The sequence below is a fragment of the Phaeobacter piscinae genome (genome assembly GCF_002407245.1).
GTDB classification, from domain to species: domain Bacteria; phylum Pseudomonadota; class Alphaproteobacteria; order Rhodobacterales; family Rhodobacteraceae; genus Phaeobacter; species Phaeobacter piscinae.
The window spans coordinates 638,976-663,167 of the sequence record NZ_CP010681.1; the positions used below are offsets into that span (position 1 = coordinate 638,976).

Consider the following 24,192-nt stretch of genomic DNA (forward strand, 5'->3'; position numbering starts at 1 on the left):
CCCGCCAGCTGACATGTCAGCTGGCGGGCGTTTTCTATTTCGTGGACTATTTTCCTGTGCGCCCGAATAGCCGTGTCAGGGCGCCAAACTGGCTGATGCACAGGCCGCTGAGGATCAGCAGCAGCGCGATCAGCATCGCGGGCGGCAACTCTTCGCCCAGAAAGACTGCGCCCAGCACCACGGCCCAGACGGGCACCTGATAATTCGTCAGTGTCATGAAGGTGGGTCCCGCCTCGCGGACCACGATCACGCGCAAGAGGTTTGCGGCGGCGGTTGGGATCAGGCCGAGGACTGCTGCGATAAACAGCGTGCGGGTGTCAGGGATCACCGGCGGCCCCTCAGCCAGCCAGGCGACGGGGATAATGAGCGCGGACCCGATGAGCAGCAGGATGGCCGCCAGCCCCAATGGATCCACCGGCGGCAGCCGACGTGTCAGGATGGAGCTGACCGAGTAGCAGGCGGCCGCCGTAAGACAGGCGGCGCGACCATAGCCTTCAAGTGCTGCGCCGCTGCTTTCAAACGCAGTACTGCCCAGCAGGACCGCCACCCCGGCAAAGCCGATGGCAAACCCGATCACGCGGCGCAGGGTCATTTGCTCACCCGGGATGAAGACATGCGCCAGCGGCAGCACCATCAGCGGAATGGCGGCCATGCTGACGCCAGTGAAGCCAGAGGAGACATGCTGTTGCCCCCATGAGATGAGCATGAAGGGCAAGGCGGTGCTGAGGATGCCGATGAGGGTCAGCGAGGGCCAGTTTGCTTCGGATTTGAACAGTTTGAAGCCGCGCACACCCCAGATCGCGGTCAGCAACAGGGCGGCAAAACAGATACGGCTGGCGGCCAGCCAAAATGGGGTTGTGCCTTCCAGCGCAAGCTTGATCAGCAGGAATGTCCCGCCCCAGACAAAGCCGAGGACGGCGATCATCAGCCAATAGCGCGGTGCGATGTTGGGCATGGGGTCCTCCGCCGGTTCACCGCGCGACAAGACCCCGCCGGGCAGGTGGGGTCAATGGCAATTGCTTTGTTATCTATCGAAGTGGTTTCACGGGCAGGCCGCGCGCACGGCGGTTGCGGCTGAGAAGAAGACCTCCGAGGATCAGCGCCAAGGCGGCAAAGAGTTGCGGCGGTAGGGTTTCACCCAAGAGGGCCGCGCCGAAGATCACCGACCAGACCGGCACCTGGTAGTTCACAGTTGAGAGGAAGGCCGGACCTGCGCTGCGGGCGACCTGAACCAGCAGCACCTGAGCAAGGGCGGTGGGCAGCAGGCCGAGGTAGATCACGGCGGCGAGCGGCTGCATGGCGGGCAGCTCTGGCACACCTTCGGCCCAGAGCGCGGCGGGGGTCATCATTGCAGCACCGCACAGGAGAGCCGCAGCGGAGAGGGACAGCATGTTCACCTGCGGACAGAGCCGGGTGATGATCGAGCCGATGGCGTAGCACAGCGACGCGCCGAGGCAGGCCAGCCGGGCAAGGGATTCAAAATCTGTGCCAGCAGAGCGAAAGGCATCAAGGCCAATCAGCACCACCACGCCGGCAAAGCCGATCAGGAAGCTGATGGTACGACGCAGGGTCATATATTCGCCGGGCACCAGAAGATGCGCCAGCGGCAGCACAAACAATGGCACCACAGCCATGCACACCCCGGCAAAGCCGCTGGCCACGTAAGTTTGCCCCCAGCTGAGCAGGGTGAAGGGTAGGGCGTTGCTGAAGAACCCCATGCCGAAAGCGCAGGCCCAGATAATCCGGCCATCAGACGTGCGCAGCGAGGGCAGGGCGATGCCCATGGCCCTGATGACAGCGAGCAGACACAGCGCGCCGATCAGGATTCTGAGCGCGGCGATGGTCATGGGCGGGAAGCCGCGCAGTGCCAGCGACACCGCCATGAAGGAGGCGCCCCAGATCACGCCAAGAAACAGAAGCTTGGCCCAATTGGTAGTGCCGGGGGAGTCGCTCATCACAAAACCTCAATCACTGGCAGCTTGCCGGTTTGCCGGAAAACTGCGCTGCTGCTGACAAGTCGGGGAGGGCGGCGCCTGACCCTGGGAGGGGCGAAGCGCCCTCCCGTGGGGAGGGTCGGGCGCTGCCGGGCCTATCGGCCGGGCGGCAGGATTGGAAAATGATTTTCTGAATAAAAAGGGCGCCCCAAATCGGAGCGCCCAGCAGAGGAAAAGGCTGCGGAGGGTTCCGCGGGCGCCTTAGTTCTTTTCTTTGTCGACCATCTTGCCGGCCGAGATCCAGGGCATCATGCCGCGCAGCTTGGCGCCGGTCTCTTCGATCAGGTGCTCGTCATTGGCACGGCGGGAGGCTTTCAGGGTGGGCTGACCAACCTGGTTTTCCAGCATGAAGTCGCGCACGAATTTACCCTGCTGGATGTCGTCCAGAACCGCTTTCATGCGGGCTTTGGTTTCGTCATACTTCAGGATGCGCGGACCGGTGACGTACTGGCCGTACTCGGCAGTGTTGGAGATCGAGTAGTCCATGTTGGCGATGCCGCCTTCATAGATCAGGTCAACGATCAGCTTCACTTCGTGCAGGCACTCGAAATAGGCCATTTCCGGGGCATAGCCGGCTTCGACCAGTGTCTCGAAACCGCAGCGGATCAGCTCAACCAGGCCGCCGCAGAGAACGGCCTGCTCACCGAAGAGGTCGGTTTCGCATTCTTCACGGAAATTGGTTTCGATGACGCCGGAGCGGCCACCGCCGATGGCGGAGCAGTAGGACAGACCGATTTCCAGCGCCTTGCCGGTGGCGTCGGTGTCAACAGCCACGAGGCAGGGCACGCCGCCGCCTTTGGTGTATTCGCCACGCACGGTGTGGCCGGGGCCTTTGGGGGCCATCATGATGACGTCGACGCCTTCTTTCGGCTCAATCAGGCCGAAGTGGACGTTCAGGCCGTGGGCGAATGCGATGGCCGCACCCGGCTTGATGTTGTCGTGGACGTATTTCTTGTAGGTCTCTGCCTGCAGTTCGTCGGGCATGGTGAACATGATCACGTCACACCAAGCTGCCGCTTCGGCGATACCCATGACCTGCAGGCCTTCGCCTTCGGCTTTCTTGGCGGAGGGGGAGCCTTCGCGCAGAGCAACGACGAGGTTTTTTGCACCGCTGTCGCGCAGGTTCAGCGCGTGGGCGTGACCTTGGGAGCCGTAGCCCAGAATGGCCACTTTCTTGTCTTTGATCAGGTTAACGTCGCAGTCGCGGTCATAGTATACACGCATGATCATCGTCCTTTTGTTTCGTGTTTGAGGGCATCATAAGGCGTGTTGGCAGGCGAGGTAGCCCTGATGCGAGTGAAAATAACTCAAAATGTGCAATAGCTATTCGCCAAAGAGTGACATATCATAAGATTCATGCTTGATGACCTCGACCGACGCATACTTCGCCACCTGCAGGCGGACCCGGAACAATCGCTGCCCGATTTGGGGGACCGCCTCGGCCTTACGGCGTCGCGGCTGTCCCGGCGGCTGGAGAAGCTGCGCGAGAATGGGATCCTGCTGGGGCAGCGTGCAGTGATTGACTGGCGTGCCTTGGGCTATGAGGTCGAAGTCTCCCTGCGGATCACGCTGGACAAGACCAATTCACGGGCCTTTGACGAGTTTATCCCCGCCGCACGCGAGATTCCTGAGGTGCTGGAGATCCAGACCTTTTTGGGGCAGGTGGATGTGCGGCTTTCGGTGATTGCGCGGGACATGCCGCATTACCAGCAGATTTACCGCGCCGCGATCCTGACCCTGCCGCATATCACCGATATCGAGGCACTGATGCATGTGGCGCGGATCAAATCGGACGAGGCGCTGCCGATATGATGGCGCTGGATGAGATTGATCACGCGCTGTTGCGCGCGCTTGGGCAGGATGCGACGCAGTCTGCGGGGGCTTTGGGGCGCGAGCTGGGGCTCAGCCAGCCAGCCACGTGGCGGCGCATTCGCCGTTTGCAGGAGGCCGGCATCATCACCGGGCGCAAACTGGAACTGGATGCAGGCAAGCTGGGGTTTGGTGTGACGGTTTTTCTGGGCATCAAGCTGGCCACCAAGGGGCGCGTGTCGCTGGAAGATTTCGAACGCGCGGTGTCCGCCATTCCCGAGGTGCAGACGGTGGAGCATATTCTGGGCATGTATGATTACCGCCTGCGGGTCACTGCCCGCGATATTGCCGATTTTGAGCGGGTGCTGCGGCGGCGGGTGATGACCCTGCCCGGCGTGGGCAGCGTCGATGCAAACGTCCTGCTGAGCGAGGAACGCAGGCCCGGTCCGCTGGGCTAGCCTAGAGGCTGCGGGGCAGGGAGATATTGCTGGATCGACCAAGCCCGTATCGAAGCGTCAGGCCGATCACTGCGAGGCTGATCACCAGCCAGAGACCACCCCAAATGACGGTCGTCCCGCCAATTTCCTCCGCCATCATACGGGCGTCGGAGCGCAGGTAAGAGCGCGCGATTGTATCGTCCCAGGCATCAAGCGGCGCATAGATCATGCTGCTGATGCCGATAACCCGCAGGACCAGGTCATTGACGGCAAGGCTGAGATAGCGCGCGGTGGCCAACATCAACACGCCTGTCGTCAGGGTGAAGACCAGCGCGAAGAGATCACGGATATAGATGGCCGCAATAAGCAGCGTGAGTGCCCCAAACAGGGCGAGGATTCTCCGATCCCAATCGGTGCGCAGGGCGATGACAAACAACGCAGCCCCAATGAGCAGCGAACCGGTATACCCGGCTGACAGCATCAGAAAGCGGTTGCCACCCCGCGCGGTCACGCTGCCGCCCTCATAGGGGTCATGGTGAGATTGAGAACCTCACCGCCGGTGGCAAGGGTGACAATGGCATGAGATGTTTCATGCAGGAAGACGGTCAGGATACGCAGTGGCAGCACAGCTGGCGTGGACCAGAGCAGCACGATCACCAGCGATAGGCACATCAGCTGCCAATGTCCTGTGATCACACGCCGAAGAACCTGCATCCTATTTGACACCCAGCCCCATCTGCATGAGCGTTTTGCGCACCGGTGCCATGGAGTAGAGCGCATTGAGCCCAAAGGCGCGCAGATCACGCAGCGGACGCGGGGTCAGCATGGAGGTCCGGTTCAACAGGTCGATCCCCTTCACCCGCATCAGAATATCGCTGTGGCGGGCCTTGTGGTAGCTGTCGAGCATGGCAGCATCACCCAGCCCTTCGGGACGGGCCTGCGCCAAATCCAGCAGCACGCGCAGATCGCCCAGCGACATGTTCAGACCCTGCGCCCCGATGGGCGGCACCACATGGGCGGCTTCTGCCATCAGGGCCAGGCGTTCGCCATTCATGCGGGCGGCTGATTGGCTGATGATGGGCCAGATGCTGCGGCGGGAGGCAAGCCGCAGCTGTCCCAGGACGCCGCAGCTGCGCCGGTTCATTTCAGCCTCGAAAGCGTCCACATCCATGCGCTGCAGCGCCTGCGCCCGTGGGCCGCGTTCCATCCAGACAATGGCGGACGAGGGCTGGCCGTTGTGATCCGGCAGCGGCACCAGTGTGAACGGCCCGCCGGAGCGGTGGATTTCGGTCGAGACGTTCTGATGTGGCTGCGCGTGTGTAACGGCAAACGCCAGCGCTTTCTGCCCGTAACGGGTTGTTCGTACGGGAATCCCGGCCGCGCGTCGCATCGGGCTGTCGCGCCCATCACAGGCCAGCACCAGGCGGGCGGTGACGCAACTGCCGTCACTCAGGGTGATCTGTGCGGCGTTTGTGCGCGTGAACAGGTTACTGGTGCCAAGACCGGGGCGGAAATCCACGGTATCGAGGTCATCAAGACGCGCCAGAAGTTCGCGGCGCAGGAGCCAGTTGGGCAGGTTCCAGCCAAACGGTTGATCAGAGATGTCGGCAGATTTGAAATCCTTGGTGACGCGGGCCACGGGCTCAGCACCGCCTGCATCAATGATCCGCATAATCTCCAGCGGGGCGGCGTGGCTGTCGAGCCGTGTCCAGATCCCCGCCTCTTGCAGCAGTGCCTTGGCTGGTTGCAGGATCGCGGTGGTGCGCAGATCGGCCCCGGCATCGTCGCGCAGCGTCACGGGCGGCGTCGGGTCGACGCAGATCACCTTGAACCCGGCAGCCCCCAGTGTCGCCGCAGCGGTCAGCCCAGCGATACCGCCACCGGAAATCAGAATGTCGCAACTGTCAGCCATGGAACCTGCCTTTCGTCTCTGCTTCTGAGATAGGCCGGTGATGATCGGAATGACAAGCGACATACTGTCCTTTTTGGCGACGCCGTCGACTGCGTCTGCGCAGATCTAGCCGCGAGTGATGCTTACCAGGATCACGAACATGATCGCTGTTTTGGCGACCGCAGGCAGGAACAGCGCCGGCAGGCCCCAGATGGCGACGGCCAGCCCCCAGAGCAGCACATAGAGCAGAATGGCCAGCAGGGCCTTTGTCGCATTGGCCTGATCGCGGCTGTCAGAGTGCGTCACAGGGGATGGAGCAGCGGGGGCGGACACCGTTGGGGCCGTTTGCTGCTGGGCGCGGTCAAAAGTCATGTCGTTCATTGGGCGGCATCCTCAGTCTGAGCAATCCGCGCGGACCGTGGCAGCGGGACGCCACGGACGCGCATCAAAGATGCCAGCCATATATACCTTATCAGCCCCGGCAAAAGAGCGGTGCGGCGGCGCGCCACAGGGGTGCGACAGGATGCGCAGCCGGGGCTGCGTGTGGTGGCACCGGTGCTCAGAGCAGGCCGAGAAACCCGGTCAGGTCATCAGTATGATGGTCGATATGCACGCCGGGTGTTGCCTCGGGCGCGACATGGACGGTCCGCATGCCCAGATCATGCGGGGCCTGCAGGTTGCGCGGATCGTCCTCAAACATCGCGGCCTTTGCTGTGTCGATGCCGGCCTTGGCAAAGATGATGTCAAAAGCCTGGCGCTCCGGCTTGGGACGATAGTTGGCGTGTTCAACGCCGTAGATTTCGTCAAAACAGCCCTCAAGCCCTCGCGCGGCCAGCACCTGCTCGGCATAGGGCGCGGTGCCATTGGTATAGATGATCCGTTTGCCGGGCAGGGTCTTGATCCGCTCAGCCAGCAGAGCGTCCGGCTCCAGCTGATCGAAATTGATATCGTGGACCTCCAGCAGGAACGGATCTGGATCCAGATCATGATGTGCCATCAACCCCGCAAGGGTGGTGCCATGCTCGCGCCAATAGTCGTCGCGCAGCTTGTTGGCTATTTGCTGGTCAACGCCAAGGGCAGTCATGACATAATCCGTCATCTTGACCTCAATCTGGTCAAACAGCCGGGCAGATGGATGATAGAGGGTGTTGTCGAGGTCGAACACCCAGTGGCGGACGTGAGAGAAAGATTGCGATACCATGGCGGGGGACCTAGGCCGCGGCCTATGCGATTGCAAGCATCGCCGATGGAATAGTCGATGGAAAAGATGTGGCTGAAACGCGATCCTTGACCGGAATACACCGCGCGATCTTAACCGCTTGGCCGGGGCGGGGTTGATTGCACGGCGGCGAGGCCTGTAGACATCGGGGAGCAACAATCCAAGGATCGACATGAGCCTTCCTCGCAGTACCAGCCAGACCGACGCTTATGCGCTGATCCTTGAAGCCATTGATGTCGGGGTCTATCGCCCCGGTGACCGTCTGGTCGAAAGCGACCTTGCGGACAGGTTTGGTGTGTCACGCACCCCGATCCGCGAGGCCTTGCAGCGATTGGAGACGCAGTCGCTGCTGGAACGTGACGGGCGGTCGCTGATTGTTGCCTCGCTGGACCATAACCAGATGGCGGAACTTTATGTGGTGCGGCGTGAGCTGGAAGGGCTGGCCGCCAGCCTTGCGGCGCGGCATGCCACCGAAGAAGAGATCCGGGTGCTGCAGGAGATGGTCGCCTCGGATGATGCCTTTGTCGACAATCCGACGGAGCTGGCCAAGGCGAACCGTCGCTTTCATGAGCAGATCCATCTGGCCTCCCACAATCGGTATCTGGTGCAGCAGCTGAACCTCGTGCATCGCACCATGGCGCTGATGGCAACCACATCACTCGCTGCGGAGGGGCGGGGCCGGATCGCGCAGGCGGAGCATAAGAGCATTGTGAACGCCATTGAGCGGCGCGACGAAGAGGCTGCTGGCCGGGCGCTGAAGGATCATATTTCGGTGGCCTTCATGACACGGTTGAAACAGGACGCTGGCGATCGCAGCAAGGGGTAGGGTGCACGCTGCCCTCACTCTATGTTCGGGGGAGCGGTGTTTTGCGGGATTTCCGTGACTGCCCATGCGCGGTCTTATCCCAGAAAAACGGTTTGAAGATCAGCTCATAAAGCGCCTTGTAAACGGCGATCACACCCATCGGGAAATACAGGATCATGCTGGGCGCCCAAAGCGCCAGCCAGCGCCGTCCGCTGGCGAAGGCGGCGGTGATCCCGATCGTGATGCCCAGCAATTCAAAGAACACCAATACGGCAGCAGCGAGGTAGGGCGCCCCGGCAGGCAGCAGTGGCGTGCTGGGATGGTCGAATCCCAGGGTGATCAGCCAGAAGGTCCAGAGGCAGGGGGCCAGCAGGAACTGACCGACCGTGCCGAGGAAGAAGGCCTGCAAGCCAAGAAATTGCCGCCAGCCCAGTTGCCGCGCCAGGACAGCGGGGCGGCGCATATGGACCAGATAGGTGACCATGAAGCCCTTCAGCCAGCGTGATCGTTGCTTGACCCATGGCCAGGGGCGGCAGTTTGCCTCCTCATAGGTGGTGGTGGGGAGCATCTCCGTGCGATAGCCAAGACGGCAGAGTCGGACGCCAAGATCAGCATCCTCGGTCACGTTATGGGCGTCCCAACCGCCCAGTTGCTCAAGTATGTCGCGGCGAATGAAAAGTGTGGTGCCGCCCAAGGGCACTACCAGACCGAGGCGCGCGATGCCCGGCAGTACGATGCGGAACCAGCTGGCGTATTCAAGCGTGAAGCAGCGCGATATCCAGTTCTGACCGGGGTTGTAGTAATCTAGCGCGCCCTGCAGGCAGGCCAGATCATTGTCGCCTTGTGCAAAGGCGTGCGCAACCTGCTCCAATTGGTCAGGGTCTGGTGCATCCTCGGCGTCCCAAACGCCGATAATCTCACCCCGGCAATAGTTCAAGGCGTAGTTCATGGCCCGCGGTTTGGTGGTGAGACCGCCGTGGGCGGGTACCTCGATCACCCGGAACCAATCCGGCAGATCGGCGCAGCGGATGGCATTGCGTGTAACCTCGTCATCCTCTTCCAGTACCAGCAGAATCTCCAGCAAACTTCGCGGATAGGTGAGTTTACACAGGCGTCGCAATAAGGCGCGACCAATCTCCGCCTCCTTGTAGAGGGGCACCAGAACGGAGATCCGCGGCAGGCGTCGCTGCGTCGTCGCCCTCCCCAGTGCCTGAACGGAGAGGAGCGGTGTTTTGGGCTGTGATCGGGTCCTTTGATGCAGGCGCTGCCTGCGTCGATCCTGAAGGTGGGACAGAAAACCAGCGCATTTCAGCAGCACAAACAGCAGTAGCGTCCCAAGAGCTAGGCCGCAGAGCAGGGTGAAAATCGCCCGCGGAATGATGGTGACAAGCGCGAGGGCCGCCAGTCCGATGATGAGCGGCAGACCGAGCCAGTTCGGCTGGCCAAGGGTGCGGCAGCTGTAGGCCAGCGGCACGCAGGCGCTGGCATCGCGGGCGAGATCGTCGCGAAAATGAGCGCTCAGCAATTCGGTGATCTGGGCCTCGCTGGCGATGACGGGTCGGATATCGCCAAAACTACCCGCAAGATCGCGCTGTAGCTCAGCCAGACCGGCCGGATGCGCAATCGCCACCACAAGTGTCTGCCCCAGTTGCATATATGGCAGCGCACAGCGACGCAGCCAGAACCGGGCGGGTTTGCGCGCGAGCAGACGCGCCTGGGGGCGGTGACCACCCAGATCAACCCGTTGCATTCCATGCTCGGACGACAGCGCATCCAGAACCTGCTCCCGACTGGCCCATCCTTCCGATACAAGGATGTGATCAATCGGAACACGCTGATGCTGGCGCAGAACCAGCGCCCGCATCAGGTGGTCCTTGCTGACGGCGTGATGTTCAACGAGACGCCGCTCAAACGACGTCTGGCGTTCTCGCCGGATCAGGGGTCGCGCAGCTTCAATCAGTCTTAGGTTGTGTTCAGCCATAACCATACAGTTTATGCGGTTATGGATTCGAACAAGGGATTTCTTGGCAGGGCGATTGCCCAAATCCCTGTTATCCATGGCAAAAGCTCGCCATGGATCGGTGCTTTTTGCGCAGGCTTATCTAAAGCCGTGCCGATTTACGCGGATTTACGCGCTGCCATTGCCTCGGCGAAACGCTCAAACAGATAGAAGCTGTCTTGCGGGCCGGGGCTGGCCTCCGGGTGATGCTGGACGGAGTAGACCGGACGATCCGAGATGCGAATGCCGCAGTTGGACCCGTCAAACAATGAGACATGGGTCTCCTCAACGCCGTCGGGCAGGCTCTGACCATCTACGGCGAAGCCATGGTTCATCGAGGTGATTTCGACTTTGCCGGTGGCGTTCTCTTTCACCGGGTGGTTGGCTCCGTGGTGGCCGTGGTTCATTTTAACGGTCTTACCGCCGAGCGCCAGCGCCAGCATCTGATGGCCGAGGCAGATCCCGAACATCGGCAGATCGGTTGTGTCGAGGATTTCCTTGATCATTGGCACGGCATATTCGCCGGTGGCGGCTGGATCGCCCGGACCGTTGGACAGGAAGACGCCATCAGGGCTATGCGCCAGCACGTCTTCAGCGGTGGCGGAGGCAGGCAGCACGGTGACGTCGCAGCCCGCAGACGCGAGGCACCGCAGAATGTTGCGTTTCGCGCCATAGTCTATGGCGACGACTTTGTGCTTGGGATCTTCCTGCCGGGTGTAGCCCTCAGGCCAGGCCCACCGCATCTCGTCCCAACGGTAGCTTTGGGTGCAGGTTACGTCCTTGGCCAGATCCAGACCTTCCAGACCGGACCATTCGCGGGCCTTGGCGACCAGGGCTTCGATGTCGAAGTTGCCGTCAGGATCATGGGCCAGCGCCACATGCGGCGCGCCGAGCTGGCGGATTGCACGGGTCAGACGACGGGTATCAACGCCGCCGATGGCAATGCGATTGGTCCGGGTCAGCCAGTCCTTCAGCTCTTCGGTGGCGCGCCAGTTGGAGGCCAGGGTCGGATCCCATTTCACAACCATGCCCGCGGCGACCGGGTCGGCGGTTTCGTCATCTTCCGGGGTGACGCCGGTGTTGCCGATATGGGGGAAGGTGAAGGTCACGATCTGCCCCGCATAGGAGGGGTCGGTCATGATTTCCTGATAGCCGGTCATGGCGGTGTTGAAGCACAGTTCTGCAACTGTTTCGCCATATGCTCCGAAGCCGTTTCCGTAAAAGATGGTGCCATCTGCGAGCGCCAAACATGCTGTGGGTTTGGGCGTGACGGTATCGGCCATGGCGCGACTCTCCAATCTGGGCAAAATTCATGGGCTTTTAAGGGGAGGGCCGCAAGGCGTCAAGCCTGCCTAGGCGTGTTACGGCCGTGTTCTGACCCTGTACAGCTGGTCTTCTTGCTTGGCTAAGGCCTTTGATGGCCGCTGGGGAGTGCCCCAACGTCATTCGAAGGGCCGCAACTTGAATTGCCCTACCACTTTAGGTAAAGATCCGGTTTCCGACTCCGTGGGAATGGACAGATAAATGGATACGCGAACTCGGGTCAATATGGCCCTGAAACAGGCCATGAAGGACCGCGCAGCAGCCCGACTGGCAACCCTGCGTCTGATCAATGCCGCGATCAAGGACCGCGAAATTGCCGAGCGGGTGGATGGCGAAGCGGGGGGGATCGGTGATGCTGAAATCCTCGCCATTCTTGGTAAGATGACCAAGCAGCGCAAGGAGAGTGCGCGCGCCTATGAAGAGGGTGGGCGGCTGGATCTGGCAGAGCGCGAGCTAGGTGAGATTGCCATCATCGAAGAATTCCTGCCCAAGCAGCTGAGCGACGAAGAAGTCGCCGAAGCGGTAAAGACCGCCGTTGCCGATACTGGCGCCCAGTCGATCCGGGATATGGGTAAGGTGATGGGCGCGCTGAAGGGCAAATACACCGGCCAGATGGATTTCGGCAAGGTTGGCCCGCTGGTCAAGGATCAGCTGTGCCAAGGGGGCGATTGCTGACCTGCCTCTGACGGGCGGATAACGTTGCAGAGATCAGAAGCCCGCCGCGTTTGGCGGGCTTTTTTGTGTGCGCGGCATAACGGGGTTTCGGCACAGATCGGCGGCTTGCTTCAGGAAGCTGTCCTGTATGTCTGCTGCAAACGGATTGTCGCGCAGGATCGCCTCCAGCACGCCGGGGGCATCCCCGGTCACCATGCGGCTGGCCTGCTGCATCAGCTCGAAACTGGTGGTGGTCATCCGAAGTGTCTCCGGCGCGACCTGATTGAGGGCCTGAGCGATCAGATGGGTGAGCCCCTGTACCGTCGCCAATTCACGGTCATGCGCTTCGGGTGTGGTCCAGATCACCTCAAGCCGAAAGATATGCCGCAACATTGCTGCCAAGCGTAATGGGCGACCGCCGCGCAGGGGGCAAAGGGCGATTTTCTGACCCGCGAGTCCCTGCCGGGTGCTTTCGGGACCAAAGAGTGGATGGGTGCCAAGCAGATTGACCTCTGGCGGCAAGATCCGTTGCATCACATCGGCCGGCGCCATTTTCACTGATCCGACATCCAGCACCCATGTGCCGGGCCGAACCAGCGGCGCGAGCGCGTGACACAGCGGCTCCATCGCGCTGACAGGTACGGCCAGGATCACCAGGGGGCGGGCGGCGGTTTCCGCAAGTGAGCCAAACCGGAGAGATGGGTGGCGTGGCCTCTCATCGGTCTGTACCGGATCATAGACGCAGATTGGCACCAGGGGTGACAGCTGACGGGCGATTAACTGCCCAAATGCGCCAAAGCCAATGAGGCCAACACGGGAGAATAGAGGAGGTTGGGGCATCGAAATCGGGCTCCGGTCTGTGCCGCGATGCCGATGGAAAGGATGGGAGATGATGTCTCAGACCGCCGGATCGCGGCGGGGTAAACATCAAAGAAATGAGAATGCGTCCGCCGTTATGGAAACAGCGGATAATAGACGGTCGAAAAGATCAGGCTCGCATTGGTCATAAGGCAGCCATAGCCGGGCTGGGCGTCTATGTCAAAGGGCAGTACGTCAAGGGGGGCGTCATGGCTTGCGAAAGGCGGTCTGTAGTTCGTCATAGAGCGCCTTGCGCTCATCCTCTGACAGGAAGGCACCAATCTCGACCTCGCGCCCGCTGCCGCGCAGGGTGACATAGTTGGGCACCGGGCCATCATCGGTGTGCAGCTCGACCTCTGTCCAATAACGATTGCAACTCCAATTCTGGCGCGCGCCTGTTGGATTTATGCGCTCCAGATGCGCTTCGCTGGGGTCCAGCGTCAGCACCTCCAGCACGTGGCGGTCGCGGCGGCTGCGGTCCAGCGCCCATTTGACGGCAAAGAGCGTGGCCGTCACAAAGGGCAGTACCCCCCAGAGTGCAGCGCTGCCCAAAAGCGGGATCATTGGAATGGTGATCAGCGCGGCGAGTACGCCGAGAAAACGCACATACCCCTCCGGTGGCAGCGATTGATGCGGCCAAAGATGCAGCTCCTGATAACTGTCGGTCCGGGTGGTGATCCATTGGTAGGGCATGGCGTGAATTTAGCGTCTCGGTGAGGGCTGTCCAGCACTCTGGCGGCAGACAAATTCACAGATGTGCCAAGGCGTGCTGATACAAAGAAGAAGGCCCCGAAGCGGGTGCTTCGGGGCCTGTCTGTGTTTCAACTCATCTGCACCTTAGTGCGAATGGGAGCGATCCCAGTCTTCCTGCTTGGGCAGGATTTCGAAGGTGTGCTCCGGCGGTGGAGAGGGCAGGGTCCACTCCAGCGTGTCGGCATATTCGTTCCAGTAGTTGTTCTGGGTGATACGAGCGCCACGCAGCAGCGAGTAGATCACAACACCGAAGAACAGCAGGAAGGAGGCAAAGGAGAGGAACGCGCCATAGGACGAGATCTTGTTCCAGTAGGCGAACCCTTCCGGATAGTCGATGTAGCGGCGCGGCATGCCCTGACGGCCCAGGAAGTGCTGCGGGAAGAAGGTCAGGTTCGCACCGATGAAGAACATCCAGAAGTGGATCTGGGCGCCCAGCTCGTTGTACTGGCGGCCGGTCATCTTGCCGAAGTAGAAATAGATGCCGGAGAAGATCGCGAACACTGCGCCCAAGCTCATCACGTAGTGGAAGTGTGCAACCACATAGTAGGTGTCGTGATACGCACGGTCCACAGAGGCCTGCGACAGAACCACACCGGTTACACCACCAACGGTGAACAGGAACAGGAAGCCGAAGGCAAACATCATCGGTGCTTTGAATTCAATGGAGCCGCCCCACATGGTGGCGATCCAGGAGAACACCTTCACGCCCGTGGGAACCGCGATGACCATTGTGGCCAGCATGAAGTAGGCCTGTTGGTTCAGCGACATGCCAACGGTGTACATGTGGTGTGCCCATACGACGAAGCCCAGAACACCAATCGCAATGATCGCCCAGACCATCGGCAGGTAGCCAAAGACAGGCTTGCGCGCGAAGGTCGCGATCACGTGAGAGATGATGCCAAAGCCCGGCAGGATCACGATGTACACTTCCGGGTGGCCAAAGAACCACAGGATGTGCTGATACAGGATCGGGTCGCCGCCGCCGGCAGGATCAAAGAAGGTGAAGCCGAAGTTGCGGTCCATCAGCAGCATGGTGATCGCGCCCGCCAGAACCGGCAGGGACAAGAGGATCAGCCAGGAGGTGACGAAGATCGACCAGCTGAACAGCGGCACCTTGAACAGGGTCATGCCCGGCGCGCGCATGTTCAAGAAGGTGGTGATCATGTTGATCGCACCCAGAATCGAAGACGCACCAGAGACGTGAACGGCGAAGATCGCCAGGTCCATGGAGAAGCCGCCTTCGTTGGTGGACAGCGGCGGGTAGAGCACCCAGCCAACACCGGAACCAGCCTGATCATTGCCGCCGGGTGCCAGAACCGACGCAACCGCCAGCGAGGTGCCTGCGACATACATCCAGAACGACAGGTTGTTCATCCGCGGGAACGCCATGTCCGGCGCGCCGATCTGCAGCGGCATGAAGTAGTTGCCGAACCCGCCGAACAGGGCAGGAATAACCACGAAGAACATCATCAGGATGCCGTGGCCAGTGATCAGAACGTTCCAGAGGTGCCCGTTGGGGGTACATTCCGCAGACGCATCTGCAAAAAGACGTGCGCCTTCAAGGCACATGTACTGAACGCCGGGATCCATCAGTTCAAGCCGCATGTAAACGGTGAACGCGACGGAGATGAAACCAACGATCGCCGAAACGATCAGGTAGAGAATGCCGATATCCTTATGGTTCGTGCTCATGAACCAGCGGGTAAAGAAACCGCGCTCGTCTTCGTGGCCGTGACCATGAATGGCTGCATCTGCCATTAAGGTGCCTCCTGTTGCATAACGATAGGCCCAAAAAACCGTATAGGTGGGCCTAGACTCATCTTGCGTTTTAGTTCGCCCGCAACAGGCCTTCAATGGCGGAGTTTGATATGGATCAAGAATAATTGTCGCGGGCAGTCCCGTTTTGGGCTGCGCGGACTCCCGGCGGGTGTCACGGTCGAGGGCGGGACTTCGTTTTGGCGCCCGCGGCATTCATCGCCAATACCGCAAAGCGATACTGTTTTGTCAATCAAGATGCCGTGGCATGCTTGACCCCGATCGCCGGTGGCGCGAAAGTCTGTCCGACGACCTCACGGAGTGCAGATAGTGGCGCAATACGATCCAAACAATATCTTCGCGAAAATTCTGCGCGGAGAGCTTCCCTCCTACAAAGTGTATGAGGATGAGGCGACCTTCGTCTTCATGGATATCATGCCGCGATCTGACGGTCATATGCTGGTCATCCCCAAGACGCCGTGCCGCAATCTTCTGGATGCCTCGGCTGAGCAGCTGGCCGCCGTGATGGCCACGGCGCAGAAGATGAGCCACGTCGCGATGCGCGCGTTCGATGCGCAAGGGGTCACGGTACAGCAGTTCAATGAGGCTGAAGGCGGACAGGAGGTTTTCCATCTCCATTTTCACATCCTTCCGCGCCGAAGTGGCGACGCTCTGCGCCCGCCGGGGCAGATGGCTGAACCGGGCGTCCTCTCAGCCCATGCCGAGAAAATGCGGGCTGCGTTGGCATCTATCTAAGGGAAAAGGCGATTGCGGGCGGTCTTGCGACTGTGGGTGTTATTGCGCGACCTGCGTCTGTCTTGGGTGACTTATTCTACCCTGAGGCGAAAAAAGGATTGATATGTGTGACCCGTTTATCCTAGGGTCGCCGAAATTTTCACGCAGTCCTTGAAAAAACTTGGGTTGGCCGCGTCAGGGGAGTGGCGCGGCGCATAACTGGTGCGGCCTGAAGTCGGTGGCGTTCAATAATGCGGCGTGACCATTCTCGTCACTGTCGGAGTATCAGGCCGATGGAGAAAATAGACAGAACCTGGGCAGGGTGACTGCCCTCGTAAGTGTAAGGGCTGATTGGGCTCGCACCGCGTGCATTTGATTGCCGCGGGATTGCAAAGTGACGGGCGTTTTTGCCTGTGTATGTTGCTGAGGAGGGGCCGTGGGTAGGACGGCAGAGGGTAGTGGCGCTTCAAACGGCCTGTCAGACGAAACGGTGGCGGCCGCAGTGTACGCCTCGGTTCTGGGCGCGGCCAATGCTGAGGCTTGGCGTGACCGATTGAACCGGGCAAGCTATGATGGTGTTTCAGAATTGGCGGCCCGGGCAGTTCCTGGCGCTGGCCAGGCCAGCAGGTTTAATGCTGCCACGGGGATTTGGAGCGGCCCGGCAACATCCGAAAGCGATATTCATCTCTGCTCGGTTCCCTCTTCAGAGGGGGGGGCCTCAGGCCCGATGCTGATTGGGCGTCATTTCGATAGGGCGATTTATCTCAGAAGTCGACTTGCTGCGGCGCAGAATCATGGATTTTGGCCTGAGCTGCAGACCGTATTGCCTTGCAATGGTCGCAACTGGACTCTGGTGTCATGCGAATCCGAAGTTCTGGCTTCTGGTGGGCGGTGGCCCAAAAGTGGTCGTGTGACCGATCCGCTGATTTCACAGAAATTGCAAATCGCGGATGTTGACCTGCGTAAGTGGCAGGACCTATTTGAAGTCAGCGCGCGCCGCCCCTCACTTGTATTTGTGCGGGCGACGGGGGGGCAGTTGCTGATGTGTCAATCCCTTAGTGGACGAACAGCGGTAGCTGAGGCGAGCGAGGGCTTTGCAGTTTCTGGTCGGATGGGAGCGGGGGCGGCGGACCTGCCTTCTCGACCTGTTGAGGCGGATGATGTGGCCGCTCCTGCATATTTGGTGGAGCAGGTGCAATCCGCCTGGTCCGAACCGGCTGCGACTTTGGTGGCAGAGCGCTTTGGTTTCAGTCGAGAAGACATGTTGCTGTTGCGGCGCCTGTTGACCGGTGACGATTGGGTTGACCTGCGGACCGGAACGGGTGGGCAGCGTAGTCCTGAGTTGGCTGTTCTGGCAGGTATGCTGACCAAAACGGCCGCTCCGAATTGCCCGGACATGTTACGATTTCTGGCTTATCTGATCTCTCAGACAGTAGAAGACTATGAAATTGCGGCGGCCAGTGTTTCACCGCCGCAGAAACGCCTCTCCCTGTCTTGTGGACTGAGCTCGCATTATCTGTGTTTTGGTGCAGCCCGTGGACAGGCAGTGGTGTTTGTTCACGGGATATTTGACGGTATCGCGGGGTTGCAACGACTGCAACCGGAGCTGCGTGCACGCGGTTTACGGGTCCTTGCGCCATTGCGCTGCGGATATGGGGCCTCTGATCGATTGCCGTGGCAGGCTGATCCTGTCGATCTATTCGTAACGCAGCTAGAAGCATTGATTGATACTGAGGGGCTGGAGCGGCCAATCCTTCTGGGACATCGCAGTGGGTGCATGTTTGCGGCCGCCGCGGGGCGCCGCCTGCGGGATCGTCTGGGCGGAGTTGTTGGGGTGGGCGCGACGCTGCCCCTGCCGAGTATGGGGCAGGCGGGCGCGTTGCGTGGACATCAGCGTGCCATGGCGCTGAGTGCGGTTCATGCCAGTGCCGTTCTGCCGCTGGTCGTGCGCAGCTGGTCCCGGTCGGTACGCCAAAAAGGATCCCAGGTTCTGGTTTCACGGCAGATTGCAAAAGATAGTGCTGACCGGAGATTGCTGGCGGACCCACGGCTGAGCGCTGTGTTGGAGCAGAGCCACAGGATGATGATGCAACATGGTCGCGGCGGATATGAGACCGATCTGCGGTTGGTGGCGCGCCCACGCGACACCCGTCACTGTACCAAGGCGGCGCCGACCATCTATCTGCATGGTGGTGAGGATACGGTAACTCCTGCGGGACGATTGCAGGCAGCGTTGGGTCCCGGCAGCAAAGACTTGCAGATTCGAGTCTGCAAACGGGCAGGGACCATGCTTCTCTATACACAGCCTGAGCTGGTATTTGCAGCGATCGAGGAGCTGCGTCAGCGCATCACCTTATGAGTGTTCAAAGCTTGGCGGCCCAGAAAGCTGCTTTAGCTCTTGGAGCAGGTATCAGTGGTCGCGAATGCCACATCGAAACATTGTTTCAGCGCAACATCGACGTCGGTCATGGTCACTGGCAGGCCCAGATCCACCAGGCTGGTAACGCCAAACTCTGTGATGCCACAGGGCACAATACCGTCAAAATGGCTGAGATCCGGTTCGACGTTGATCGAGATGCCGTGGAAGCTGACCCATTTGCGCAGGCGGATGCCGATAGCAGCGATTTTGTCCTCGGTCTTCTCACCATTAGGCCGCAGCGGCTTGTCATCACGTTCAACCCAGACACCAACCCGACCATCGCGGATATGACCGGTCACATTGAAGCGATCAAGCGCCAGGATCACCCAGCGTTCCAGCTGGCGCACGAAGCACCGCACATCCCGGCCACGCTTGGCGACATCCAGCATGACATAGACCACGCGCTGCCCCGGCCCGTGATAGGTATATTGCCCGCCGCGCTTGCTCGGATAGACAGGAAAGCGATCAGGGTCTGTCAGATCTTCGGGCTGAGCTGAGGTGCCTGCAGTGTAAAGCGGAGGGTGCTCGACCAGCCAGATGCATTCCTCCTGAGTTCCAGCGGCGATCCCGGCGGCGCGGTCTTCCATAAAGGTGACGGCTTCGTCATAGCCGGTCAGACCTGAGGTGGTGATCCATTCAACCATCGAAGGTGTCCTTTGTTACGACTTTGGTAACCAGTATAGGGCTGTGCGCCGAATTTTCTGGCCTGCGCTGCGGGTGGTGCGCTACCTTGATTGCATGTTTTCATCAATAGGGGGGCGCGTAATATGTTCTCAAAATCAGTTAAAACCACATTAGTCGCATCAGTTCTGGCAACCTCAGGGGCAGCACCCGCAGTCGCGGATAATCTTGGTGCGGCGCTGGTCGGCAGCATCATTGGTGGCGTCATTGTCAATGAGGCCCATAAAAACCGAGCGCGCAAACAACCTGTTACACGTAAGCGCACCTATTCGCCCGCGCGCGCGCAGAACCGTGAAACGCAGACTGCACTCAATTATTTCGGCTTCCCGGCGGGCTCTCCTGACGGTGTGATGGGGCGGAAATCCCGCGCCGCTGTGGCCCAATATCAGGGACATATGGGATTCCCTGCGACGGGCCAGTTGACCCAGTATGAACGCGATTTTCTGGTGTCGTCTTACAGTCGGGCGCAAATCGGTGGTCCGCAGGTAATCAAGGCCATGCAGGGGCCGAATGGTGTGCGCGGTCTTCTGCGCATCTGGCGAGATGAGGCCACCGGCACTCGCAGTGCCAACGCTGGCGGCTATGGCAGCTATGGGGGGTTGCCCTTCGAGGTTAGCGAGGCGGTGGATGAAATCGCTGCCAGCGCTGATCCCAGCGCCGAGCAATTGCTGCAGCGATCCGGATTTATGCAGTTGGCAGATCTGAATGGGGACGGCAAGAACGACTATATGATCGACACTTCGGTGTCTGGCAGTTCCTTCTGGTGCGGGGCGTCGCATTGTTCTGTCATGGTGTTCGCCTCAACCCCGCAGGGGTATCAGCGCAATGACTTCATGGCGCGCGGGGTCACCACCGCGAATTTCTCCTGTCATCAGGGCGTGTGCCGGATGAGTGATGAACCAGGGTCCGGCACTGTCCAAGCAGCGGCGCCGACGCCTGCACCAGCACCTGCGCCTGCACCAGGTGGTGGCGTGGGCGGCACGGTGCTCGCCTCCGCACCGCAAGCCGTGGCTCCTGCTCCTGCTCCTGCCGGTGGTGGTCTCGCGGCACTTCAGCTGTTCCAGCAACCGGCACCAGCGGCCAATACGGCCTCGCTGACCAGCCATTGCAGCAAAGTCAGCCTGCTCACCAGCTCCAACGGCGGCTACATGACCGTGTCCAATCTGCGCGATCCCGAATTGGCGCTGGGTGAGCAGTTCTGCCTGACACGCTCTTACGCGATCAACTCCGGCGAAGCGCTCGTTGCCAAGGTGCAGGATTTGAGCCAGGCGCAAGTCGACAGTCAATGCGACGCCTTTGGTCCGGTGGTGCAGCCCTATCTGGCCAAGCTGGGGAGCACAGGCAGCGACGCGCTGGTCTCCGATCTGCAGAAATTCGTCTTGCAGTCGAATATGTCGATCGAACAGCTCTCCAATACAGCGGGTATCTGCCTATTCTCCGGGTATCGCCGGGACAACATGGAGGTGGCGCTCGGCGCGGCCTTGATCATGGTGGGTGTCGGGCAACGTCCCTACGCTGAGTTGGTCGGTCACCATCTGGCTCAGGGCTTCGGTGTGGCAAAATCACCGGAACAGGCACAGGGCTGGTACCAGACAGCCATTGCAGCCCTGGAGGCGGGGGTCGACCCTGTTTTCGCTCCAGGTCAGCCGGAACGTCTGGCGCTGATCAAGGCAGCGTCAGCCGGGCTGACCGGTGGGCTGGCGCAGCCGGTTCCGGCCTCCAGCGCCGCCGCTGCCCTGCCAAGCTTCTCAACTGACTGAGTTTTTTTAGCGCTAGGACCGCGCGTGTCGGGGGCGGGATACACATTCGCCCCCGTTACATTTTGGAGGCAATAGAAAACCCTGCAAAATGATCATTTTGCATCTTCACAACTGCGCCATGCTCGTCTATACGCCGCTACACCAAGTCAAGACAGTGCGGTCGTGGCGGAATTGGTAGACGCGCAGCGTTGAGGTCGCTGTGGGGTAACACCCGTGGAAGTTCGAGTCTTCTCGACCGCACCAACATTCAAGCCGGATCGAACGCGTTTGAATAATTATTCCTACAAAACAAGTTAGTTGCGGGTTTCAAAGGACTGCGTGACTGCCCGTAAGGTTCTGGAATGTGTAGTCGTTTACGCCTATCTTCCGCACGGCGCGTTATGCACGGGGTCTACTCGTAAGCTGCAATCGGAATATCGGACCGAGGTTGCCCGCAATGGTGTCCGAAAGTCAAAGGTATGGCCGCCAAAGCAAGAGGCCAAAGACTGGGCCGCTCGTACTGAACCTGAAATTTTGTACTATGACAAGCTGGCGGCCAGGCTGACACTAGGGCAGGTGTTTGTGCGCTCGGCTTTAGCGATTTGCGCCGTGCGGTTCGCTTCTAGGTGCGGCATCGGCTCCTCAAGCCGACGAGTATGTTTAGCAGCCTTCAGTTCATCAGTGAGTGCAGGCTGGCCTTAAGATCGGTTTGCGCAGTGCGAGCACCTCAATAAGACGAGCACCTCAATAAGATTTGGGTGGCCCAAGGTTTGAGGGGGGGGTGAGGAGTACCCATTGCAATCTGAACCGAAAGTTTGAAGCGTTCTGTCGAACGTGGGAGGCAGAGGCTCCTGATAGCTATTGGCAAGCAGCGTCAGCGCTCGTCAATACAGAACCGTTCTTCGCCATCTGCACGGCACTCGATCAGAAACACCGATGTCGCTGCTGGTACTGATAGCCGTTTCGAAGATCCTCAGCGGGTGAGCTCGTTGAATGGGCAGATGTCATCTTCAAATGGTACGCGGCGGCGACGGAAAGTCGTGCCTTCTACAGCAACCGGATGGCTGATCCGGTCCATGCGAAAGTGCCGAAAATCCTCACGCATCGGATCCCAAGCCACCAGATACCATAGTGGCTGAAGGATGAGCATGGCCTGCGGCTCTACCTCGCGTAAGGTCTTGCGGCCCTTCGCGTCGCTATAGTGGAAGCGCAGGGACTGTCGCTGAAGGAACCCGGTTTCGAAGGCTGCCAAGAGATCAGGATCCATTTTGCCAATGTCCGAGACATCCTGCAGCGGCGACAGCTGACCAATGTGGAGGCAGTCCAAAAAAGCGCGCAGATCTCTGACCTTGTCAGATGGCAGTGCCTTTTCGATTTTGGCGAGGCCGACATCGGCTAAGTCAGAGAACGGCAAATTGCCTGCTGCACGCATTGCGGAAACGCTTATCAGGAGCGCAAAGACTTCAGGAACGGAAAGTCGAGCGGTGGTTTGCATGGATTGCGGATCAAGCCTCAAGCCACCGCCGCGCCCAACATCGGACTGAATGACATAACCTTCATCGCGCAGAACGCTGATGTCGCGTAACACCGTGCGGCGTGACGCTCCCACTTCATCAGCAAGTTCGTCAACGGTTGTAGCGCCGTTGCGTCGAAGGGTGCGGACGATGGCATCATGTCTGAGTCGAAATCTCATACTGCGACCCTACCACAATTGGTGACAAATTTTGGCACCATTTTAGCCTACAAAGTTTCCAGCAACATGAGAGGAGATTCGAAAGATGGAACGTACAGCTGTGAACCCATGGGATTGGTCCCTGAAGTTGGGCTATAACCAAGCTGAAGTGGTCGAAGGCGTAACACGGCAAGTCATCTGCGCGGGCCAGACGGCTGTAGATGGCGAAGGCAATCCGCAGCACCTCGACGACATGCGCGCCCAGATTGGTTTGGCATTGGACAACCTTGAGGCGGTGCTGGAGAAGGCGGGGATGGATCTCAGCAATATCATCCGTCTTGGCGTCTACGCGACGGATGTAGACGAGGCTCTGAAGAATTTTGATGTCATGGGGATGCGTTTTGGCATACATCAAAATGCCCCGCCAATGACGCTTCTAGGGGTGAGCAGACTGGCGATACCAGGGCTGCTGTTCGAAATCGAAGCAACCGCAGCGGCCTAGGATATGGATATCAACGGGCCATTAGGGTCAACCCCTCAATGGCCCGTTCGTGCAGTGTGAGTAAGGGTGCTTGAGCGAGCCTGCGTTCACTACGTTTACGGCTGGCGAAGGCCACCAAGTCAGGAGTCAGGCCGGCTGAATGTTCTAAGATCACCCAGCGACTAATAAGATCACCCAGCGACTAAGCGGGGTGGTGGAGGTATAGGCGGTCAGTCCCGAGCTGATCCAAGACCTGTCGAACGCCGCCTGTTGGTTGAGAGGGTGGCACATTCAGCGACGGTTCTAGCTAAGCTGATGCCTGGCAATAATAGTGCCACTCGACGTTCCGTTGATGATATGCGGTTTGCCGACCACACCGCAAGCGATCTTAAGTGTTCTCCACGTGAATGAGGGAGCTGAATACCAGATCTCGCCGATGCAATTTCTCTGTTGTTCACAACCTTGTTGTACAACGAACGTGTTTACCGAAGATCCGTGGCCATCTCCTACCTCTTGCTGTTTGCGAGGCGACCTTGTCTCTTCTTCTGCCAATTTGCGCTCGAATTCTGGCAGCTGTTCAAGGGTAAAAGATAAGTCTGCCACCTGGGGTCATCGTCACCAGATCATCCGTAGAGCTATGTACGCAGGCCTCTTGGCTTCCGTAAGTGACTAGAAAACCCGTTGGATCCTAGGCCACAAGACAGCTTCACAGCAGTAGGTGTTGCGACAGCCCGGACGCCTAGGAAGCAGCCACTTGGGGCAGTTAACCAGTCAACTATAAGAGGATCGATTTCGTCTCACTGTAATGGGGCGCAGGGATTGGTGTGTGGATGGCCGTTACGTGACTTAACTTGTCAGTATTGACAAGTTAAGTTCATTGCTTCATAGATTGTCAAAAGTGACAGGAAATTAACTGCGATGAGTACAGACAAAACTTATTCGGCTAACCCCTCTGGGCGCGCGATCTT

At 59.7% G+C, this 24,192-nt stretch carries 23 protein-coding genes and 1 tRNA gene; 9 read left to right on the forward strand and 15 right to left on the reverse strand.

Translation table 11 applies throughout. The features are described 5' to 3' along the window. Positions 1-46: 46 nt before the first annotated feature. The 3 genes from phaeop14_RS02895 to ilvC form a co-directional block, all read right to left on the reverse strand. Positions 47-955: a DMT family transporter gene (locus phaeop14_RS02895; protein ID WP_096788706.1), complete on the reverse strand. Its 909-nt coding sequence runs from the start codon at positions 953-955 to the stop codon at positions 47-49. 73 nt (positions 956-1,028) lie between these two features. Next, positions 1,029-1,955 carry a DMT family transporter gene (locus tag phaeop14_RS02900; protein ID WP_040172198.1) on the reverse strand — a complete coding sequence of 309 codons (927 nt, stop codon included), beginning with the start codon at positions 1,953-1,955 and terminating at the stop codon, positions 1,029-1,031. 240 nt (positions 1,956-2,195) lie between these two features. Continuing rightward, the gene (gene ilvC, locus phaeop14_RS02905) at positions 2,196-3,218 is read right to left on the reverse strand and encodes a ketol-acid reductoisomerase (RefSeq protein ID WP_096790211.1); all 1,023 of its coding nucleotides are present in this window, start codon (positions 3,216-3,218) and stop codon (positions 2,196-2,198) included. A 132-nt stretch (positions 3,219-3,350) separates the two neighbouring features. On the opposite strand from ilvC, the gene phaeop14_RS02910 reads away from it, so the two are divergent. Together phaeop14_RS02910 and phaeop14_RS02915 are read left to right on the forward strand one after the other, a co-directional pair. Next, positions 3,351-3,806: an Lrp/AsnC family transcriptional regulator gene (locus phaeop14_RS02910; RefSeq protein ID WP_040172201.1), complete on the forward strand. Its 456-nt coding sequence runs from the start codon at positions 3,351-3,353 to the stop codon at positions 3,804-3,806. Beyond that, complete coding sequence (locus phaeop14_RS02915; RefSeq protein ID WP_040181596.1) at positions 3,803-4,261, forward strand: Lrp/AsnC family transcriptional regulator; 459 nt, start codon at positions 3,803-3,805, stop codon at positions 4,259-4,261. Before phaeop14_RS02910 ends, phaeop14_RS02915 begins: the two co-directional genes overlap by 4 nt. Before the next feature lies 1 nt (position 4,262). Here the strand turns inward: phaeop14_RS02915 and phaeop14_RS02920 are convergent, their stop codons facing one another. The 5 genes from phaeop14_RS02920 to phaeop14_RS02935 form a co-directional block, all read right to left on the reverse strand. Next, positions 4,263-4,751, reverse strand: a complete 489-nt coding sequence (locus tag phaeop14_RS02920; protein WP_275541818.1) for a M50 family metallopeptidase — start codon at positions 4,749-4,751, stop codon at positions 4,263-4,265. Then, positions 4,748-4,954: a M50 family metallopeptidase gene (locus tag phaeop14_RS19960; protein ID WP_275541819.1), complete on the reverse strand. Its 207-nt coding sequence runs from the start codon at positions 4,952-4,954 to the stop codon at positions 4,748-4,750. Before phaeop14_RS19960 ends, phaeop14_RS02920 begins: the two co-directional genes overlap by 4 nt. A 1-nt stretch (position 4,955) precedes the next feature. After that, the gene (locus phaeop14_RS02925) at positions 4,956-6,152 is read right to left on the reverse strand and encodes a UbiH/UbiF family hydroxylase (protein ID WP_096788707.1); all 1,197 of its coding nucleotides are present in this window, start codon (positions 6,150-6,152) and stop codon (positions 4,956-4,958) included. Positions 6,153-6,257: 105 nt separating this feature from the next. Further along, positions 6,258-6,512 (reverse strand): hypothetical protein, encoded by a 255-nt coding sequence (locus tag phaeop14_RS02930; RefSeq protein WP_096788708.1) that lies wholly within the window; start codon positions 6,510-6,512, stop codon positions 6,258-6,260. A gap of 178 nt (positions 6,513-6,690) precedes the next feature. Beyond that, positions 6,691-7,332 (reverse strand): pyrimidine 5'-nucleotidase, encoded by a 642-nt coding sequence (locus tag phaeop14_RS02935; RefSeq protein ID WP_096788709.1) that lies wholly within the window; start codon positions 7,330-7,332, stop codon positions 6,691-6,693. A gap of 190 nt (positions 7,333-7,522) precedes the next feature. Here phaeop14_RS02935 and phaeop14_RS02940 point away from each other — a divergent pair, with 190 nt between their 5' ends. Next, positions 7,523-8,176, forward strand: a complete 654-nt coding sequence (locus tag phaeop14_RS02940) for a GntR family transcriptional regulator (protein WP_040172217.1) — start codon at positions 7,523-7,525, stop codon at positions 8,174-8,176. A 19-nt stretch (positions 8,177-8,195) separates the two neighbouring features. On the opposite strand, the gene phaeop14_RS02945 is transcribed toward phaeop14_RS02940, so the two are convergent. Next, entirely contained in the window at positions 8,196-10,136 is a 1,941-nt protein-coding gene (locus phaeop14_RS02945; RefSeq protein WP_244905801.1) for a glycosyltransferase, read from the reverse strand. Between the two features lie 137 nt (positions 10,137-10,273). Then, positions 10,274-11,437, reverse strand: a complete 1,164-nt coding sequence (gene carA / locus phaeop14_RS02950) for a glutamine-hydrolyzing carbamoyl-phosphate synthase small subunit (protein ID WP_040172220.1) — start codon at positions 11,435-11,437, stop codon at positions 10,274-10,276. Between the two features lie 241 nt (positions 11,438-11,678). On the opposite strand from carA, the gene phaeop14_RS02955 reads away from it, so the two are divergent. Continuing rightward, on the forward strand, positions 11,679-12,152 hold the full coding sequence (locus phaeop14_RS02955; protein ID WP_040172223.1) for a GatB/YqeY domain-containing protein: 474 nt from the start codon (positions 11,679-11,681) through the stop codon (positions 12,150-12,152). A 33-nt stretch (positions 12,153-12,185) separates the two neighbouring features. Here phaeop14_RS02955 and phaeop14_RS02960 read toward each other — a convergent pair whose 3' ends face one another. The 3 genes from phaeop14_RS02960 to ctaD all read right to left on the reverse strand — a co-directional run bounded on the left by phaeop14_RS02960 (position 12,186) and on the right by ctaD (position 15,500). Then, a complete protein-coding gene (locus tag phaeop14_RS02960; protein ID WP_096788710.1) occupies positions 12,186-12,971 on the reverse strand; it encodes a prephenate dehydrogenase in 786 nt (261 codons plus the stop codon). A gap of 225 nt (positions 12,972-13,196) precedes the next feature. Then, a complete protein-coding gene (locus tag phaeop14_RS02965; RefSeq protein ID WP_096788711.1) occupies positions 13,197-13,682 on the reverse strand; it encodes a DUF2244 domain-containing protein in 486 nt (161 codons plus the stop codon). Between the two features lie 144 nt (positions 13,683-13,826). Continuing rightward, positions 13,827-15,500, reverse strand: a complete 1,674-nt coding sequence (gene ctaD, locus phaeop14_RS02970; RefSeq protein WP_014873767.1) for a cytochrome c oxidase subunit I — start codon at positions 15,498-15,500, stop codon at positions 13,827-13,829. Positions 15,501-15,827: 327 nt separating this feature from the next. Between ctaD and phaeop14_RS02975 the strand changes: the two genes are divergently transcribed. Both phaeop14_RS02975 and phaeop14_RS19840 read left to right on the forward strand, forming a co-directional pair. Further along, entirely contained in the window at positions 15,828-16,253 is a 426-nt protein-coding gene (locus phaeop14_RS02975; protein ID WP_040181579.1) for an HIT family protein, read from the forward strand. A 1,141-nt stretch (positions 16,254-17,394) separates the two neighbouring features. After that, a complete protein-coding gene (locus tag phaeop14_RS19840) occupies positions 17,395-18,591 on the forward strand; it encodes an alpha/beta fold hydrolase (protein ID WP_242407069.1) in 1,197 nt (398 codons plus the stop codon). A 32-nt stretch (positions 18,592-18,623) separates the two neighbouring features. Here the strand turns inward: phaeop14_RS19840 and lipB are convergent, their stop codons facing one another. After that, complete coding sequence (gene lipB / locus phaeop14_RS02985; protein WP_040172237.1) at positions 18,624-19,295, reverse strand: lipoyl(octanoyl) transferase LipB; 672 nt, start codon at positions 19,293-19,295, stop codon at positions 18,624-18,626. 123 nt (positions 19,296-19,418) lie between these two features. Here lipB and phaeop14_RS02990 point away from each other — a divergent pair, with 123 nt between their 5' ends. Continuing rightward, positions 19,419-21,092 (forward strand): peptidoglycan-binding domain-containing protein, encoded by a 1,674-nt coding sequence (locus tag phaeop14_RS02990; protein ID WP_096788713.1) that lies wholly within the window; start codon positions 19,419-19,421, stop codon positions 21,090-21,092. Between the two features lie 156 nt (positions 21,093-21,248). Continuing rightward, positions 21,249-21,335, forward strand: a tRNA-Leu gene (locus phaeop14_RS02995). Between the two features lie 709 nt (positions 21,336-22,044). On the opposite strand, the gene phaeop14_RS03005 is transcribed toward phaeop14_RS02995, so the two are convergent. Beyond that, positions 22,045-22,764 carry a helix-turn-helix transcriptional regulator gene (locus phaeop14_RS03005; RefSeq protein WP_096788714.1) on the reverse strand — a complete coding sequence of 240 codons (720 nt, stop codon included), beginning with the start codon at positions 22,762-22,764 and terminating at the stop codon, positions 22,045-22,047. Positions 22,765-22,849: 85 nt separating this feature from the next. On the opposite strand from phaeop14_RS03005, the gene phaeop14_RS03010 reads away from it, so the two are divergent. Continuing rightward, positions 22,850-23,245 (forward strand): RidA family protein, encoded by a 396-nt coding sequence (locus tag phaeop14_RS03010; protein WP_040172325.1) that lies wholly within the window; start codon positions 22,850-22,852, stop codon positions 23,243-23,245. Positions 23,246-24,192 lie beyond the last annotated feature (947 nt).